Here is a 15,666-nt window from a genome sequence, read left to right as displayed (position 1 = left end):
GTTTACCGCGAGGAATTCTCATCTTTCTGGCCCCTGTTGGTGGGGTCCGTCAGCCGGCGTCCGGCGTGCACCGCCCGCCAGGCCAGCAGCAGCAGACCGGGGCGTCGCAGCAGCTGGCGCCGCCCGCCCTGGAGGAGCACCTCCCACGCGATCCGCAGCGACAACGGCAGGGCGCGCCACCGCGCGACGTCCGCGTCCGGGAGGTTGAGCCGGGCGAACAGGAACCGGTTGCGGATGTTGTGGACGTAGTAGGTGTCGGACTTGGGCTCGCCCGACGCCTGCCGCCCGGACGCCGCCTGCGTGCCGCCCTCCGCGTGGACGACGACGGCATCCTCCCGCACCACCAGGCGGTGGCCGGCCGCCACGACGCGCCAGGACAGGTCGACGTCCTCCCAGTACAGGAAGTACCCGTCGCGGAACCCCCCGAGCTCCTGCCACAGCTCCCGGCTCAGCAGGAGGCACGCCCCGCTCAGCCAGAACGCGCGCTCCGCGCCGGGGTGGGCCGGCCGGGCCCGCGGCGAGCGGATGCGCCCATCGGCCAGGTAGAGGTCCGAGCCGACGGACCACACGGACCCGTCGGGGCGGTCGACGCGCGGCGCGACCAGGGCCAGCGGGTCCGCCTCGACCTCCTCCTCCAGGCGCGCCAGGGCACCGGGGGTGAGCCGTGCGTCCGGATTCAGCAGCAGGATGCGCGCGGCGCCGAGCTCGAGCGCGCGCTCCGCGCCCCGGTTGCAGCCGCCGCCGAAACCGACGTTGCCGGACGGCGCGACGAACTCCCATCCACGGTCGGCGGCGAGGGCGCGTGCCCTGGCCCGCTCCCGCTCGTCCGAGTAGCTGTCGACGAGGACGACCAGGCAGTCCGGCCGTTCGGACGCGAGCCCGGCCAGATTGTCGGCGATCAGGCTCGAGGCGGCGAAGTTCACGACGACCACCGCCGTCGCGCCCGCCGCGGGACTCATGCCGGATACCCCCAATAAAGGTGAGAAAACTTCGCTTTCGAGCCTATTCAGAATATCCTGGGCAGATCACCGGCTGCTGCCGGCGCGTCGAATCTACCCGAACCCGACCAGGGAGGACGCCGTGAGCTTTCGCCGATTCATGTTCGACATGAAACGGGATCTCTTCCTCCGCGACAACCGCGCGATGTTCGAGCGTCTCCTGCACGACCAGTCCCTCGAACCGCAGGAGCTGGCCGCACTGCAGGCCCGCCGGGCCATCGACCACGCGCGGTTCGCGTACGAGAACACCCGCTTCTACCGCGACCTCTACCGCGACGCGGGCCTCACCCCCGCCGACCTCGCCGACCCGGCCGCGTTCCCCTCGCTCCCGATCGTGCACAAGGCGGACGTGCGCGCGCACTTCGAGGACATCCGCTCGACCGAGGCCACCCCCGAGAACAGCCTCATCTCCACCTCGGGCGGGAGCACCGGCGAGCCGCTCAAGCTGCTGCGCGATCTGCGCACGCCCACGCGCACGATCGAGTGGCGCCTGTTCAGCTGGTGGGGCGTGCACCCGTCCGACAACGTCGCGATCGTCTCGCGCCAGGTCAAGTCCAAGAACGCCATGCGCAAGCACGACCTGCAGTGGTGGCCGTCGCGGCGCATCCAGCTCGACGCCTACCGGATGGACGAGAACTCGGTGAGCGAGTTCCTCTCCCAGTGGGAGAGCAGCAAGCCCGAGGTGCTCGTCGGCTACGTGGGCGGGATCGTCGAGCTCGCGTCGTTCCTCGAGCGGTCCGGCATCGCGTTCCACGCGCCCACGGCGGTCGCCGTCACGGCCGCACCGGTCACTCCGGCGCAGCGCGCGCTCATCGAGAGCACCTTCGGCGCCCCCGTCTACGACCACTACCGTTCCGCCGAGATCCCGTGGATGGCGGGCGAGTGCCGGGAGGCGGAGGGGATGCACACCTTCGCCGACGTCCGGGTGATCGAGGTCCTCGGCCCCGACGACCGCCAGGTGCTGCCGGGACAGGTGGGCGAGACAGTCGCCACCGACCTCACCAACCGCGTCTTCCCGCTCATCCGCTACCGCCTCGGGGACCGCACCACGACCATCCCCGGGGTGTGCGCGTGCGGCGTCACCCTCCCCCGGATCGCCAACGTCGTCGGCCGGGTGTCGGAGGCCCTGCACCTGCCCGACGGACGGGTCGTGGCCGGCGAGGGGCTGACCCAGCTGTTCAGCAACGCCGTCGACGACGTGCGGCAGTTCCAGGTGCACCAGCTGGCCGACTACTCCATCGTCGTCCGGTGCGTGCCCGCGCCCGACGAGCACGCGGTGAGCGCGATCGAGCACTCCGTCGACCGCATCCGCGACATCGTCCGCGGCGCCGTGCCGGTGCGGCTCGAGCTGGTGACGTCGATCCCCCACGACGGCGGCAAGATCCGCTACATCCGCAGCGATGTCCCCGCGTGACCCCGGGCGGGACGGCCTCACCGTCCTGCAGTCCTTCCCCGTCCCCCGGCCGACGACGAACCCCTACCTCGTCATGCTCGCGCGCTCGCTGCGCGAGCAGCCGGGGGTGACGGTCCTGACGTTCTCGTGGCGCACCGCCCTGCTCGGACGCTTCGACGTGTACCACTCGCACTGGCCGGAGATCCTGGTGGGAGGGCGCACGCCGCTGCGGATGGCGGCGCGCCAGCTCCTCGTGCTGCTGTTCCTCGCCAAGCTGGCGCTGCTGCGCATCCCGATCGTGCGGACCGTGCACAACGTGGGCCTCCCGGACGGGCTGAACCGGCGGGAGCGCGCCCTGCTGTCGCTGATCGACCGGATGACGACGCTGCGGATCGTGCTCAACGACCGCACCCCCGTGCCGGAAGGAGCCGCGGTCGCGCTCATCCCGCACGGCCACTACCGCGACTGGTTCGCGCCGTTCCCCCGCGCCGCGGCCGTCGACCGGCGCGTCGCGTTCACCGGCCTCATCCGCCGGTACAAAGGGGTGGAGACTCTCATCGCCGCGTTCGACACCGCCCGCGCGGTGGACCCGGGCCTGACGATGACCATCGGGGGACGCCCGACGAGCGACGCGCTGAAGACGGTCGTCACGAGCGCGGCGCACCCCTCCTCCGGCATCCACGCCACCCTGCGCCACCTCGACGACGCGGAGCTCGTGACGGCGGTGACGGCGGCCGAGCTGGTGGTGCTGCCCTACCGCTTCATGCACAACTCGGGAGGCGTGCTGGCGGCGCTCTCCCTGGACCGGCCCGTGCTCGTGCCCCGGAACGAGGTCAACGAGGCGCTCTCCGCCGAGGTCGGCCGCGGTTGGGTCCTGTTCTTCGACGGCGAGCTGTCCGCGTCGGCCCTCCTCGACGCGCTGGCGGCGGTGCGGGACTCCCGGCGCTCCGGGTCGCCGGACCTCTCGGCGCGCGGCTGGGAGCGCACCGGCAGCGAGCACGTCCGCGCCTATCGCCGCGCCGTCGCCGTGCGCCGCCCGCACTCCGCGCCCGTGCCGGTCGTCCCGGACACTGTGACCCAGGGAGCCCGGCGATGAGCCAGGAGACCGGCGTCGCCCGCGGCTCCGCCTCCGCCCTCGCCACCGCGACCGGCACGCTGTCCGTCGTCGTGCTCACCTACAAGCGCCCGCACCTGCTGTCCGCGGTGCTCCCGGAGCTCCTCGGCCAGCTGGTGGAACTGGACGCCGCATCCGCCATGGCCGCCGAGCTGCTCGTGATCGACAACGACCCCGCCGGCAGCGCGCGCCCGGTGGTGGAGGCGGTGGCGTCGCCCCGCATCCGCTACGTCGCCGAGCACCGCCGTGGCATCGCCGCGGCCCGCAACCGGGCGCTGGACGAGACGGCGGATCGCGAGCTGATCGTCTTCATCGACGACGACGAGCGCGTGCGGCCGGGCTGGCTCGTCCGCCTCGCCGAGACGTACGCCGACCTCCGCCCGGCCGCGGTCATGGGACGGGTGATCTCCGAGTATCCCGAGGGCACCGACACCTGGGTGGTCGCCGGTGACTTCCTGCGCCGGCCGCGCCACCGCACCGGCGACACGCTCGCCATCGCCGCAACCAACAACCTCCTGCTCGACCGGACCTTCCTGAGCGCCATCGGACTGCGGTTCGACGAGACCCTCGGCCTGTCGGGCGGCGAGGACAACCTGTTCACGCGCCAGCTCGTCCGCGCGGGCGGCCGCATCGTCTGGTGCGACGAGGCCGTGCTCGACGACGAGTGGCCGGCCGACCGGCTGCAACGCCGCTGGCTGCTGCACCGCTCGTTCAGCCACGGCAACACCGCCGCGGTGGTGGATGCGCTGCTGGCGCCCGCCGGGCCGCGTCGCGCGGGAGTCCGCCTGCGCCGGGCCGCGGGAGGCGCCGGGCGGGTCGTGCTCGGACTCTGCCGCTGGGCGGTGGGATCCGTCACCGGCGACCTGCGGCACCGGGCGCGCGGGCAGCGCGGCGTCTACCGCGGCGCCGGGATGGTGTCGGGCGCCGTGGGGCGCGTCTACCAGGAGTACGCCCACCGGGAGCGCACCACGTGACCGCGCTCCTGCACCCGCGGGTGCGGCTGTACGACCAGGTCCGCACCGCGCACCTGGAGCGGGCGCACGCGCTGGAGCCGGCGAGCATCGTCTACCGCCGCCGCCGCTACGACTTCGACCAGCGGCTCGCCGCCGGGCTCGACCTCGTCCACGCCGGGCTCCTGCGCGGGGCCGTGCTGGCGTTCCGGGGACGCTGGACCGAACTCGAGGTCAACGAGCCGCTCGACCTCGCCTCCCTTCCGCGCACCGCGACCGTGCTGCTGGCCGTCCGGCTGGCGCGGGTGGCCGGGCGGCGGCCACCCACCGTGGTGACGTACGCGATCGGCAACCTGGACGTCTTCGCCGTGCGCGCGCCGCGGCTGCGCTCGCGCCTGCGCCGACGCGTGGAGCTCGCACTCGCCCGTTCGCTGTGGCGACGCATCGACCGGGTCGCGTTCGGGACCTCCGGGGCCCGCGACGTGTATGCGCGCCGCTTCGCGCCGAAGGAGGACGCGCTGCTGGTGCCGGCCCTCCCGGCGCCCTGCGACTGCGCCCCCGCGGCACGGCTCGCCGACCGGGTCCTGTTCCTGGGGTCGCTCAGCGAGCGCAAGGGCCTCCCCCTCGTGCTCGCCGCGTGGCCGGCGGTGCGCGACGGCCGACCGGGCGCGTCCCTCCTGATCGTCGGCACGGGTCCCCTGGAGGAGGAGGTGCGCCGTGCGGCCGCCGCCGATCCCACGATCACGCTGCTGGTCGACCCGCCGCGGGAGACCATCCACCGCGAGCTGCGCGCGGCACGGACGGTCGTCCTGCCCTCCCAGCCGCGGCCTCTCTGGCGCGAGCAGCTCGGGCTGCCGATCGTCGAGGCGCTCGCGCACGGCGCCCGGGTTGTCACGAGCACCGAGACCGGGCTGGCGGAGTGGTTGAGCGACAACGGCCACGCCGTGCTCGCACCGGACGCCTCCCCCGCCGCGTGGGCCTCGGCCATCGCCGGGAGGCTCGGAACGGAGGCCGACGCTTCCGCCGACGCGACGCGCATCCTCGCGACGCTGCCGGGCGAGGACGGCCGGCTCGCCGCCGACCGCGCGCTGTTCGGCCGGACGGTCGTCCCCGCATGACGCACGTCGCGACGCGGCCCCGGAGCCGGATGGTCACCGCGGTGGGCTCCACCGCCGCGGCCAAGGTCGTCGTCATGGGGATCTCGGGACTGCTCGGGATCGTGACCAGCCGCATCATCATCGAGAACTTCGGGGTCGCCGCGTACGCGCAATACGGCCTGCTCACCGCGCTGCCCGCACTGCTCCCGTTCGCCGACCTCGGGATGGGCGCCGTGCTGATCAACGCCGTCGCGGCGTCGGACGACCCGCGGCGCGACGAGACGCTGCGCCGCACGATCGCCACCACCATCCGCATCCTGACCGTGTCCGGTCTCGTCGTGGTCGCCGTCAGCATCCTGATCAGCGTGCTCGGGCTGTGGCCGACACTGCTCGGCGCCGGGCTCCTCCCGGGCGGCGGCAGCGTCGCCGCACTCGTCTGCGGTGTGATCTTCGGCGTCGCCCTGCCGCTGGCGATCGGGCCGCGGCTGCTCATCGGCCTGGGACGCAACGCGCTCCAGGTGGCGACGCAGGCGGTGGTCGCGCCGATCATCCTCGTGCTCGTCGGGGGCTCCGCCCTGCTCGCGCTGCCCGCCGAGTCCGCGATCGCGGTCTACTCCTTCATCGCCAGCGCGGCGTGCTCCATCCTCTGCCTGGTGCTCGCCTCGCGCGCACTGCGGCCGCAGCTGGGGCGCGCGCTGACGGAGGCCCTGCACCCCAAGCGCTACCCCGGCGTCCGCACGCGCAGCATCGCCTGGCCGATGCTCGTGCAGATGATCGCGCTGCCGATCGCGATGCAGACCGACCGGCTGCTGCTCAGCCACCTGACGCACGGCGACGAGCTGGCGCAGTACAACCTCGCCTCGCAGCTGTTCAACATCCTGCTCGCCACGATCGCCGCCTCCGGCATCGCGCTGTGGCCGATCTTCGCGCGGGCGAGGGCCGACCGCACGGTGACGTCACCGCTGCGGCCGACCCTCTGGTTCACCGTGCTCGGCCTGGCCGCCGCGCTGCTCCTCGCCGTCGTGTCGCCGCTGCTGGTGTCGTTCGTCTCCGGCGGACGGATCACGCTCGACGCGTGGCTGATCGGCGGCTACGTGGTCTTCATCACGCTGCAGGCCGCGAAGTACCCGATCGGGATGTACATGACGGACGCGCGGGGGCTCGCCTTCCAGGTGTGGCCGATCCTGATCAGCGTGCCCCTCAACCTCGGCCTGTCGTGGTGGCTCGTCGGGATCCTGGGAGCAGGAGGGCCGGTCGTCGGAACGGCGGTGGCCGTCCTGCTCTGCCAGGTGATCCCGAACTTCTGGTGGGTCAGGCGCGATCTCGCGCGGCGTGCCGCGGCGTCACCACGCCCCGAGGTGGGCGACCCCGCCGGGCTGCCCGGCGAGTGACGTCACCTGCGCCGGCGGCGCCGTGGCGATCGGCCCGGTGAGCGCCTGGGTGGCGGCGGTCAACGCTCCCGTCGCGGTCACCAGGCTCGGGCCGACCAGCTCGCTGCTCGCGCCGCCCTGGCCCGTCGCGCTCTGGAACGCGCTCAGCGAGGTGTAGACCGCCGGGTCGCCCGCGCCGCGGGACCAGACGATGAGCCATCCGGGCTTCGACGCCGACGTGCGCTGGAACACCGTGTTCGACACCTTCGTGCCGAGGGCGGCCGCCGAGTACTGGTGCGAGTAGTCCTCCACGCACAGCAGGCAGTTGCCGGTCGCGCCGGAGAGCACCGAGTTGCGCACCTGGGCGCCGGAGCTGATCCAGGTCATGGTCGGGTCCGGGAACGGACGCCGCGGGTCGTGGCCGTAGTCGGACGCGTTCGTGCCGCGACGGGTCGACTGGGTGATGTCGACGTTGCGGTCGTTGTCCGCGAGCGTCGAGTTCCAGATCTGCACGTCGGCGGAGCTGTCGACCTTCACGCCGTCCTGCGTGTTGCCGATGGCGCGCACGTCCGAGACGAGGGCCTTGCCCGAGATCTCGATGTCCAGGCCGTTGGCGAGGTTGCGGACGAAGTCGTCCCCGGCGAAGGTCATGTCGTACACCGACATGTCGGTCCAGAGACCCTGCCCGTAATTGCCGACGAACGCGCTGCCCGTCACGCTCACGCCGCGCGAGCGGGTGATCTTCATGCCGCCGGACACCGGGGAGGTGTTGAAGTGCTCGTCGGTGTTGTAGGCGGACAGGAGGTTGGTGATGGTGATGTCGTCGGCGTAGTCGGCGTGCAGGCCCGTGAGGCCGTTGCGCGCCGTGGTGACGTTGCGCACCACGTTGTTCGCGCCGCCCAGCGAGATGCCCTGCGTCGCGCTGTCGGTGACGGCCACGTTCTCGAGGGTCGTGCCGCCCTTGGTCGCGGTGAGCACGCCCATGTCGGGAACGGAGTCGGCGTAACGGCGGATGCCGAAGCCGCGGAGCACGTCTCCGCTATTCGCGATCGTGAACGCCTTCTGCAGGGAGCTGGCGCGCGTGTCGCCGCCGGTCGGGTCCGTCCCGGTGATGAGCGTCTTCGACTTCTCGTCGTAGTAGAACGCTCCGGGGACGACCTGGGCCGACGTCGCGACCTGCTGCTGGGCGGTGCCCTTCACGAACAGCTGGTCGGGGTGGGCCGCCATCGGGTACGCCGGGTTCAGCCACTGCCAGCCGGCGGCCGTGCCGTCGGCGGCGCCGCGGGTGTAGGTCGGGCTGTGGTCGAAGACGTGGTCCCAGCCCGAGGACTGCCAGACCGAGCCGGTCTTCGTCCACGAGGTCACGGGGATGCTGCCGTCGAACCAGACGGCCTCGTGCGGGTACGACTGCACGGTGAGCTGCTTGCCCGCCGGCAGGGTCACGCTCTCGTTGTAGGTGCCGGCGCGCAGGACGATCGTCTGCCCGGAGCTCGCGCTGGCGACCGCCTTCGCGACCGTGCGGAACGGGGCCGACAGCGAGCCGGCGGCCGAGTCGGAGCCCTGCGGCGACACCACGATCGCACCGGCGGGCACCGCGTAGGCGGTCTGGCCCGGGTCGGCCGAACCGGTCGTCGTGCGGACGCCGGTCAGGTCGAGACCGGCCGTGACGGAGCCTCCCGTGCCTCCCGAGCCGCCCGTGGCCGGGGGCGTCGGGGTCGTCGGAGCGGTCGGGGTCGTCGTCGGGGTCGACGACGGCGTCGGGGTGGGAGTGGGGGTCTGCACCGGCGCCGTGGGCGTCGCGCTCGGCGTGGGCGTGACGCTCGGGGCCGGGGTCGAGGCCGTGTGCGGCAGGAGCTGGTGCGCGAGGAGGCCGGTGTGCCGGAGCGCGACGGGGCTCGACGCGCTCGACGAGTACGTCCAGAGTCCCAGGGCGCCGGCGCCGGAGAGGCGCTGAGCGGACGAATCCGTGCCGACGGCCTGCCAGGCCGGAGCGGTGGCGCCGGTGACGTAGGCGCGTGCCGAGACGGTCACCGGGGTCGCACCGGTCGCCTGGGCCTCCAGGGTGAGCCGTTGGCCGGCCGCGACCGTCGGGAGCACGACGCGCTCCCCGGCGAGTGTGGCCTGCTGGCCTCCGCTGTCGCCGACGCGCAGGAGCGAGAGCGTGGCGACGCCCTTCGGGCTGATCCGCAGTTGCGCGACGTAGGCGTGCGAGCCCGCCACACGGAGCCGGACGCCCGCATAGACGCCGTTGCCCGAACGCGGCACGGCCGCGACCGTGAACTGGTCGGACGCCTGGATGTCGCGCTGCGAGACGGACTTCAGGAGGGCGTCGGTGGACTGGCCGGGAGCGGGCGCGGTGAGGGTGCCGCCCGTGGCGGGGGACACCGATTGACCGCTCGTCCGGTTCACGGTGTAGGCGCCGCCGACGGGGGCGGAGCCCCAGCCGGTGCCGACCGAGCGGTTGAACGTGTCGGAGACGACGGTCGCACCGGTGTCGTACGACGTCGCGGCGGTCGCGCCTGCGGGCATCGTGAGCACGGCCATCGCGGCGACGACGGCGACTCCGACGCCGGCGAGCGCGGCGCGGAGAGCCTTCGCCCGGGTGCGGGTGGCTGAAGTGGCGGGTGTGGGGGATGTGGGGGTTTGGGTGAGGCGGTGTCTGGCCTTGCCGACCATGGACTGTCTTCCAATGCTGATTAGTTCACGAACAGAAAACACGAAGGTGAGACCAGGCCTTCTGCGCGGAGCTTGCCTGCAACCTAGCAGACGTCGAGGGGGGAGAAGAAGTTAACCTTCGACCATATCGCCGGTCGCGGAAACTCACCAGGGAACTATACCCCCCGTTCGGGGCGCGCTTCGCCATCGAGCAGAATGGAGTCATGCCCTTCCGCATCCTCACCGTCTGCACGGGCAACATCTGCCGTTCGCCCGCCATGGACCTCCTGCTCGCGCACGAGTTGCGCGACGACAGGAGGTTCGCCGTCTCGTCCGCCGGCACGCACGCCGAGGTCGGCTGGCCCGTGAATCCGCCGATGGACCGGATGCTCGCCGACCGCGGCATCGACGTCCGCAACTTCGCCGCCCGGCAGGCGACCCGCGACATCCTGTCGTCCTCGGAGCTGATCGTCACCGCGACGCAGCAGCACCGGGCCTGGGTGACCGACGAGGAGCCGCGCTCCGTCCGCCGCGCCTTCACGCTGACGGAGTTCGCGGACGCCATCGAGGGCGCGCCGGCCGGCCTCACTGCGGCCGAGCTCGTCGCGTGGGCCGCCGCCCACCGACCGGCGCTCCGGGTGCGCTCGCTCGGGTCGCCGATGCGGCGCGGCTACGACGAGGGCGACATCCTCGACCCCTACGGCCGCGGCGACGCCGCGTACGCCGGAGCGCTCGCGCAGATCGACCCGCTCGTCGAGCGCGTCGCGGCGGCTCTCCGCGCGACCGCCGGCTGAGCCCCGCCTGACCCCGCGCGACCCGCCGTCGGGCCCCGCAGGCCGATCACCCGCTCCGGTGACAATTCCTCACTTATATGCCAATATAGATGAGGAAGTCTCAATCGGAGGGGGTGGGCCGTGACCGGTCGTATCGGCTACGCAGCGGGCGCCTTCGACCTGTTCCACATCGGGCACCTCAACATCCTCAAGCACGCCAAGAGCCAGTGCGACTACCTGATCGCGGGCGTGGTGTCGGATGAGATGCTGCGGCTGACCAAGGGCATCGACCCGGTCGTCCCGCTCGCCGAGCGTCTCGAGATCGTCCGCAGCATCGCCCACGTCGACGAGGCCGTCGCCGAGACCGTGCCGGACAAGCTCGACACCTGGCGGGAGCTGCGCTTCGACGTGTTCTTCAAGGGCGACGACTGGCGCGGCACCCCCAAGGGCCTCCGCCTCGAGCGCGAGTTCGCCGCCGTGGGGGTGGAGGTCGTGTACTTCCCGTACACGGTCTCGACGTCCTCCACGCAACTGCGCGCCGCGCTCGCGGCCCTCGCGGGCTGAGCCGCGCGGGCCCGACGCTCAGACCAGCCGCACCCCGCCCGCCAGCACGAGCTCGCGCTCCGGTGCGAGCACCAGCGCCTCCGGCACGTTCTGCGCGTCCACCAGCACGACGTCCGCCGGGGCTCCGGCGACCAGATCGTGCACCGTACGGCCGACGAATCCGGCGGCGTCGCTCGTCGCGAGGCGGACCACATCGGTCAGCTCCTCGTCGCGCCGGGCGCCCGAGAGCTGGGCCAGGCGCGTCGCGAGGCGCAGCAGGTCGCCGTCGCCGTACGGGCCCCAGAGGTCGCGGATGCCGTCCGTGCCGAGCCCGACCGGCACGCCCGCGGCGCGCAGGTCGGCGAGCGGGAGGCGGGACGCGTTGATCGGCGCGACGGTCGTGATCGAGACGCCGGCCTCCCGCAGCTCCTCGACGAGCGCACGCTGCCGGGCCGGCGGCAGGTCGCCGATGGCGAAGCCGTGGGCCACGTTGACCCGGCCGGCCAGCCCCAGGGCGCGGGTGCGCTCCAGGATGAGGTCGTACTCGAAGGCGCCCAGCTCGCCGCCCTCGTGCAGGTGGATGTCGAGGCCGACGCCGCGCCGGTCGGCGATCTCGAACAGCGCGTCCAGCTGGCCCACCGGGTCGCGGTCGATCAGCGCGGGGTCGAGGCCGCCGATGTGGTCGGCGCCCTCCGCCGCGGCGCGGTCGAGCAGTTCCAGCACGCCGGGCCGGCGCAGCACGCCGTCCTGCGGGAAGGCGACGATCTCCAGGGCGACCGGCACGCCGAGGGCCGCCACAGCCTCCCGCACCACCGCGATGCCGCGGAGCCCGACGCCCAGGTCCACGTCGACGTGCGACCGGAACGCGGTGGTGCCCTGCGCGACCAGCGCCCGCAGCAGCTGCAGCGTGCTGTCCGGGCTCGGGATGCCCAGCTCGTCGCGGTGCGCGCGCTCGTGCGCGATGCGCCCCTGCGTCGTCGCCTCGCCACCGTAGGGCACCCACTCGCGGCCCCACCAGCTCTTGTCGAGGTGGGCGTGCGCGTTCACGAGCCCGGGGAGGGCGAGCAGCCCGCGCCCTTCGATCGTCTCGCCGTCCGCCGGGGCCGGGGCCGGCGCCGGTCGCGCCGGATCGTGCGGCTCGACCGCCGCGATCACACCGCCCTCGATCAGGATGTCGGAGGCCGCACCGCCCCACGGCCGGACGTTCGTCAGCAGCACGGTGGCCTCCTGCGCCCCGCTCATCGGTCCGCGAACCGATCGGTCGCCTCGATCAGGGCGTCGAGGATGCCCGGCTCGTCGAACGCGTGCCCGGCGTCCGGGATCATCCGCAGCTCGGCCTCCGGCCACGCCCGGTGCAGGTCCCACGCGGTCATCGGCGGGGTGCAGGTGTCGTAGCGGCCCTGCACGATCACGCCCGGGATGCCGGCGAGGGTGGGTGCATCCCGGATCAGCTGCCCCTCCTCGAACCAGCCGCCGTGCGTGAAGTAGTGGTTCTCGATGCGCGCGAAGGCGACCGCGTACTCCGGCTCGGTGAAGGTCGCGACCAGCTCGGGCCGCGGCAGCAGCGTGATGGTGGACGACTCCCAGCGCGACCAGGCGACCGCGGCCGGCCCGTGCACGGCCGGATCGGGGTCGGCGAGCAGCCGGCTGTACGCGCGGATGAGGTGCCCGCGCTCCTCCACCGGCACCGGCTCCAGGAACCCCTCCCACAGGTCGGGGAACAGCGCGGCCGCGCCGCCCTCGTAGAACCAGTCCAGTTCGGCGGCGCGCAGCGTGAAGATGCCGCGCAGCACCAGCTCGGTCACCCGGTCGGGATGCGTCTGGGCGTACGCGAGGGCGAGGGTGCTCCCCCACGACCCGCCGAAGACCTGCCACTTCTCGATGCCGAGGTGCTCGCGCAGCCGCTCCAGGTCGGCCACCAGATGCCAGGTGGTGTTGAGCGACAGGTCGGCCTCCGGCTCGCTCGCGTGCGGGAGGCTCTTGCCGCAGCCACGCTGGTCGACCAGCACGATGCGGTACTTCGCCGGATCGAAGAGGCGCCGGTGCGTCGGCGTCGTGCCGCCTCCCGGGCCGCCGTGCAGGAACACGACCGGCTTGCCGTCAGGGTTGCCGCTCGTCTCCCAGTACAGCTGCTGGCCGTCGCCGACGTCCAGCATGCCGGTCTCGTACGGCTCGATCTCGGGGTACAGGCTGCGCATGCTGTCGAGGCTACCGGTCGGTCAGAGGCGCGACGCGGACACGGAGAACGTGTCGCACGCCTGCGCACCCTGCTGGTAGCCGGTGGTGAACCAGCTCTGCCGCTGCGCAGCCGAGCCGTGCGTCCAGCCCTCCGGGTCGACCCGTCCGGTGGAGGCCTCCTGGATGCGGTCGTCGCCGACCGCGGCCGCCGCACTCAGCGCATCCTGGATCTGCGCCGTCGTGATCGGCTGCAGGAACGCGACGCCCTTCCCGTCGGTGGTCTTCGACGCGGCGGCGGCCCAGGATCCCGCGAAGCAGTCGGCCTGCAGCTCGAGCCGGACGCTGTCGGACGCCGCACCCGTCTGCCGGCTGGTGTGCTCCGCCATGATCCCGCCGATGTTCTGGATGTGGTGCCCCCACTCGTGCGCCACCACGTACATCTCGGCCAGCGGCCCGCCGCTCGACCCGAACCGCGAGCGCAGCTCGTCGTAAAAGCCCGTGTCGACGTAGATCGTCCGATCGGAAGGACAGTAGAACGGTCCCGTCGCGCTCGACGCCGAACCGCATCCCGTGCTCGTCCCTCCGGTGAAGAGGATGAACTCGGGCGACGTGTACCGTCCGCCGAGCGCCGGCAGCTCCGCGGCCCAGTACGCCTCCAGCGAGGCCGCCGCACCCTTCATCCGGCAGTCGACGCTCGCGTTGGCGTCGGCGCCCGTGTTGCACTCCTGCAACTCGGTGCCGGTGCCGATCTGCTCGGTCCCCGTGGTCCCGCCGCCCAGGAGGCCGCTGACATCCACCCCCAGCAGCTGCGCGATCAGGAAGATCGCGACCGCCCCGATCCCCACACCGCCCGCAGCGATCCCGGCGGTCCGCCCCCGGCGCTTGACCTTGCCCCCACTGATGTCCGCATCCGGATTGAACGTCATGCCGCACACGGTACCGCGGAGGGGGGCGGGCGGGTATCGGTCGATCCGTCGTCGCGCCGACCGCCTGCTCCTCCGCTCCGGTGGAAGACTGTGCGCGTGCAGTCGATCCGCGCCACCGTCCGGCTCCTTCCCGGAGGCCGCCGCTCGCCCGTCAGCCTCGATCGCGGGTACCGCCCGCATCTGGTGGTCACGGACGGCGACCCTCTCGGTGTGGTGATCCGCGGCGTCGGCAGAGCTCGCCTGGAACCCGGCGGCGACGAGGTCGAGGTTCTGGTCGAGCTCCCGTACGACATCGACTACGGCGCCCTCGTGCCGGGCGCGACCTTCAGCGTCCGCGAGGGGCCGAACGTGATCGGGACGGGGATCGTCCTCCGACGTCGACCCTCGGAACGCTGACGATGCCCTCCCGTCAGGGTCCCTCGGATCCAGCATCCCCGCCGCGCACCCCGCGGGCTAGGCTCGCAGCATGAGCACCTCCCCCGTCACCGTGACCATCACCGGCGCCGGCGGGCAGATCGGGTACGCCCTGCTGTTCCGCATCGCCTCCGGCCAGCTCCTCGGGGCGGACGTGCCCGTGCGGGTGCGGCTGCTCGAGATCCCGGCCGGTCGCTCCGCCGCGGAAGGGACGGCGCTGGAGCTGCAGGACGGCGCGTTCCCGCTGCTGCGGTCGATCGACGTGACGGAGGACGCGAACGCCGCGTTCGACAGCGCCAACGTCGCCCTGCTGGTCGGTGCGCGTCCGCGCGGCGCCGGGATGGAGCGGGCCGACCTGCTGGAGGCCAACGGTGCGATCTTCGGGCCGCAGGGCGCGGCGATCAACGCGGGCGCGGCGGACGACATCCGCGTGCTCGTCGTGGGCAACCCGGCCAACACCAACGCGCTCATCGCGAGCGCGCACGCGCCAGACGTTCCGGCCGAGCGCTTCACCGCCATGACCCGACTCGACCACAACCGGGCGGTGGCCCAGCTGGCCGCGAAGCTCGACGTGCCGGTCACCTCCATCGAGGGTGTGATCGTCTGGGGCAACCACTCCGCCAGCCAGTACCCCGACCTCAGCCACGCGACCGTCCACGGCCGCCCCGCCACCGAGCTGGTGGACGAGCGCTGGCTGGCCGACGAGTACATCCCGCGGGTGGCGAAGCGCGGCGCCGAGATCATCCAGGTGCGCGGCTCCTCCAGCGCGGCCTCCGCGGCGAGCGCCGCCATCGACCACGTCTACGACTGGGTGAACGGGACCGCCGAGCGCTGGACCTCCGCCGCCATCGTCTCCGACGGCAGCTACGGTGTGCCGGCCGGACTGATCTCGTCGTTCCCGGTGCGCGCCGTCGACGGCGAGTGGCGCATCGTGGATGGCCTCACGATCGACGACTTCTCCCGGCAGCGCATCGACGCCTCCGTCGCGGAGCTCGTGGAGGAGCGCGACGCCGTGCGGGCGCTGGGGCTGCTCTAGGGAGTCAGACAGCGCCCGTGGTCTTCGTGGGCTCTCCCCCGGATCGGAGGAGACGGAGCCTGTCATCGGTGATGAGCTCGATCGGCAGGATGCTGCTCTGACCATCCCGGTAGCGCACGACGACCAGCTTCCCGCGACGCCTGGCGTCGACGACGTGCGCGTACGCGATCGTCGAACGGATCCCTGCTGCCGAGAGCGTGAATGCCGACTCGCCGAAGC

Annotated in this window: 14 protein-coding genes; 9 read left to right on the top strand and 5 right to left on the bottom strand. The window is 72.8% G+C overall.

Features of this window, described 5'->3' with window-relative positions; all coding sequences use genetic code 11:
• Positions 1 to 2 precede the first annotated feature (2 nt).
• On the bottom strand, positions 3 to 959 hold the full coding sequence (locus BGO91_RS19010) for a glycosyltransferase family 2 protein (protein ID WP_290474301.1): 957 nt from the start codon (positions 957 to 959) through the stop codon (positions 3 to 5).
• A gap of 148 nt (positions 960 to 1,107) precedes the next feature.
• On the opposite strand from BGO91_RS19010, the gene BGO91_RS19005 reads away from it, so the two are divergent.
• From BGO91_RS19005 to BGO91_RS18985, 5 genes are read left to right on the top strand one after another with little or no spacing between them, the layout of a single operon-like run.
• Positions 1,108 to 2,412 carry a hypothetical protein gene (locus tag BGO91_RS19005; protein ID WP_290474300.1) on the top strand — a complete coding sequence of 435 codons (1,305 nt, stop codon included), beginning with the start codon at positions 1,108 to 1,110 and terminating at the stop codon, positions 2,410 to 2,412.
• Positions 2,399 to 3,487, top strand: coding sequence for a glycosyl transferase (locus tag BGO91_RS19000; protein ID WP_290474299.1), 1,089 nt, complete (start codon positions 2,399 to 2,401; stop codon positions 3,485 to 3,487). Before BGO91_RS19005 ends, BGO91_RS19000 begins: the two co-directional genes overlap by 14 nt.
• Positions 3,484 to 4,479 carry a glycosyltransferase family 2 protein gene (locus BGO91_RS18995; RefSeq protein WP_290474298.1) on the top strand — a complete coding sequence of 332 codons (996 nt, stop codon included), beginning with the start codon at positions 3,484 to 3,486 and terminating at the stop codon, positions 4,477 to 4,479. The genes BGO91_RS19000 and BGO91_RS18995 overlap by 4 nt, the downstream gene beginning before the upstream one ends.
• On the top strand, positions 4,476 to 5,573 hold the full coding sequence (locus tag BGO91_RS18990; RefSeq protein WP_290474297.1) for a glycosyltransferase: 1,098 nt from the start codon (positions 4,476 to 4,478) through the stop codon (positions 5,571 to 5,573). The genes BGO91_RS18995 and BGO91_RS18990 overlap by 4 nt, the downstream gene beginning before the upstream one ends.
• On the top strand, positions 5,570 to 6,943 hold the full coding sequence (locus BGO91_RS18985; protein ID WP_290474296.1) for an oligosaccharide flippase family protein: 1,374 nt from the start codon (positions 5,570 to 5,572) through the stop codon (positions 6,941 to 6,943). The genes BGO91_RS18990 and BGO91_RS18985 overlap by 4 nt, the downstream gene beginning before the upstream one ends.
• Here the strand turns inward: BGO91_RS18985 and BGO91_RS18980 are convergent.
• A complete protein-coding gene (locus BGO91_RS18980) occupies positions 6,896 to 9,598 on the bottom strand; it encodes a right-handed parallel beta-helix repeat-containing protein (RefSeq protein WP_290474295.1) in 2,703 nt (900 codons plus the stop codon). The two genes, BGO91_RS18985 and BGO91_RS18980, sit on opposite strands and share 48 nt — an antisense overlap.
• Positions 9,599 to 9,801: 203 nt before the next feature.
• Here BGO91_RS18980 and BGO91_RS18975 point away from each other — a divergent pair, with 203 nt between their 5' ends.
• Both BGO91_RS18975 and BGO91_RS18970 read left to right on the top strand, forming a co-directional pair.
• Positions 9,802 to 10,371: a hypothetical protein gene (locus BGO91_RS18975; RefSeq protein WP_290474294.1), complete on the top strand. Its 570-nt coding sequence runs from the start codon at positions 9,802 to 9,804 to the stop codon at positions 10,369 to 10,371.
• 120 nt (positions 10,372 to 10,491) lie between these two features.
• Positions 10,492 to 10,914: an adenylyltransferase/cytidyltransferase family protein gene (locus BGO91_RS18970; RefSeq protein WP_290474293.1), complete on the top strand. Its 423-nt coding sequence runs from the start codon at positions 10,492 to 10,494 to the stop codon at positions 10,912 to 10,914.
• A gap of 18 nt (positions 10,915 to 10,932) precedes the next feature.
• Here BGO91_RS18970 and BGO91_RS18965 read toward each other — a convergent pair whose 3' ends face one another.
• Genes BGO91_RS18965 through BGO91_RS18955 form a run of 3 tightly spaced genes read right to left on the bottom strand, consistent with a single transcriptional unit; the run spans position 10,933 to position 13,997 of the window.
• Positions 10,933 to 12,135, bottom strand: a complete 1,203-nt coding sequence (locus tag BGO91_RS18965) for an amidohydrolase (protein ID WP_290474292.1) — start codon at positions 12,133 to 12,135, stop codon at positions 10,933 to 10,935.
• Positions 12,132 to 13,091: a prolyl aminopeptidase gene (pip, locus tag BGO91_RS18960; RefSeq protein ID WP_290474291.1), complete on the bottom strand. Its 960-nt coding sequence runs from the start codon at positions 13,089 to 13,091 to the stop codon at positions 12,132 to 12,134. Before pip ends, BGO91_RS18965 begins: the two co-directional genes overlap by 4 nt.
• Before the next feature lie 21 nt (positions 13,092 to 13,112).
• Positions 13,113 to 13,997: a neutral zinc metallopeptidase gene (locus tag BGO91_RS18955; RefSeq protein WP_290474290.1), complete on the bottom strand. Its 885-nt coding sequence runs from the start codon at positions 13,995 to 13,997 to the stop codon at positions 13,113 to 13,115.
• Between the two features lie 96 nt (positions 13,998 to 14,093).
• Between BGO91_RS18955 and BGO91_RS18950 the strand changes: the two genes are divergently transcribed.
• Together BGO91_RS18950 and BGO91_RS18945 are read left to right on the top strand one after the other, a co-directional pair.
• Entirely contained in the window at positions 14,094 to 14,393 is a 300-nt protein-coding gene (locus tag BGO91_RS18950; protein ID WP_290474289.1) for a hypothetical protein, read from the top strand.
• A 70-nt stretch (positions 14,394 to 14,463) separates the two neighbouring features.
• Complete coding sequence (locus BGO91_RS18945; protein WP_290474288.1) at positions 14,464 to 15,447, top strand: malate dehydrogenase; 984 nt, start codon at positions 14,464 to 14,466, stop codon at positions 15,445 to 15,447.
• The last annotated feature ends 219 nt before the right edge of the window (positions 15,448 to 15,666 follow it).

The organism is Leifsonia sp. 71-9, from assembly GCF_001898805.1.
In the GTDB taxonomy this organism is placed as follows: domain Bacteria; phylum Actinomycetota; class Actinomycetes; order Actinomycetales; family Microbacteriaceae; genus Leifsonia.
The sequence above is the reverse complement of the archived record's forward strand: the minus strand, read 5'-3'. Positions and strand labels throughout refer to the sequence as shown.

What these genes read in the sequence shown, in the direction of transcription:
- BGO91_RS19010 (WP_290474301.1), bottom strand. Translation starts at nt 959, where the DNA reads ATGAGTCCCGCGGCGGGCGCGACGGCGGTGGTCGTCGTGAACTTCGCC.
- BGO91_RS19005 (WP_290474300.1), top strand. Translation starts at nt 1,108, where the DNA reads ATGAAACGGGATCTCTTCCTCCGCGACAACCGCGCGATGTTCGAGCGT.
- BGO91_RS19000 (WP_290474299.1), top strand. Translation starts at nt 2,399, where the DNA reads ATGTCCCCGCGTGACCCCGGGCGGGACGGCCTCACCGTCCTGCAGTCC.
- BGO91_RS18995 (WP_290474298.1), top strand. Translation starts at nt 3,484, where the DNA reads ATGAGCCAGGAGACCGGCGTCGCCCGCGGCTCCGCCTCCGCCCTCGCC.
- BGO91_RS18985 (WP_290474296.1), top strand. Translation starts at nt 5,570, where the DNA reads ATGACGCACGTCGCGACGCGGCCCCGGAGCCGGATGGTCACCGCGGTG.
- BGO91_RS18980 (WP_290474295.1), bottom strand. Translation starts at nt 9,598, where the DNA reads ATGGTCGGCAAGGCCAGACACCGCCTCACCCAAACCCCCACATCCCCC.
- BGO91_RS18975 (WP_290474294.1), top strand. Translation starts at nt 9,802, where the DNA reads ATGCCCTTCCGCATCCTCACCGTCTGCACGGGCAACATCTGCCGTTCG.
- BGO91_RS18965 (WP_290474292.1), bottom strand. Translation starts at nt 12,135, where the DNA reads ATGAGCGGGGCGCAGGAGGCCACCGTGCTGCTGACGAACGTCCGGCCG.
- pip (WP_290474291.1), bottom strand. Translation starts at nt 13,091, where the DNA reads ATGCGCAGCCTGTACCCCGAGATCGAGCCGTACGAGACCGGCATGCTG.
- BGO91_RS18955 (WP_290474290.1), bottom strand. Translation starts at nt 13,997, where the DNA reads ATGACGTTCAATCCGGATGCGGACATCAGTGGGGGCAAGGTCAAGCGC.
- BGO91_RS18945 (WP_290474288.1), top strand. Translation starts at nt 14,464, where the DNA reads ATGAGCACCTCCCCCGTCACCGTGACCATCACCGGCGCCGGCGGGCAG.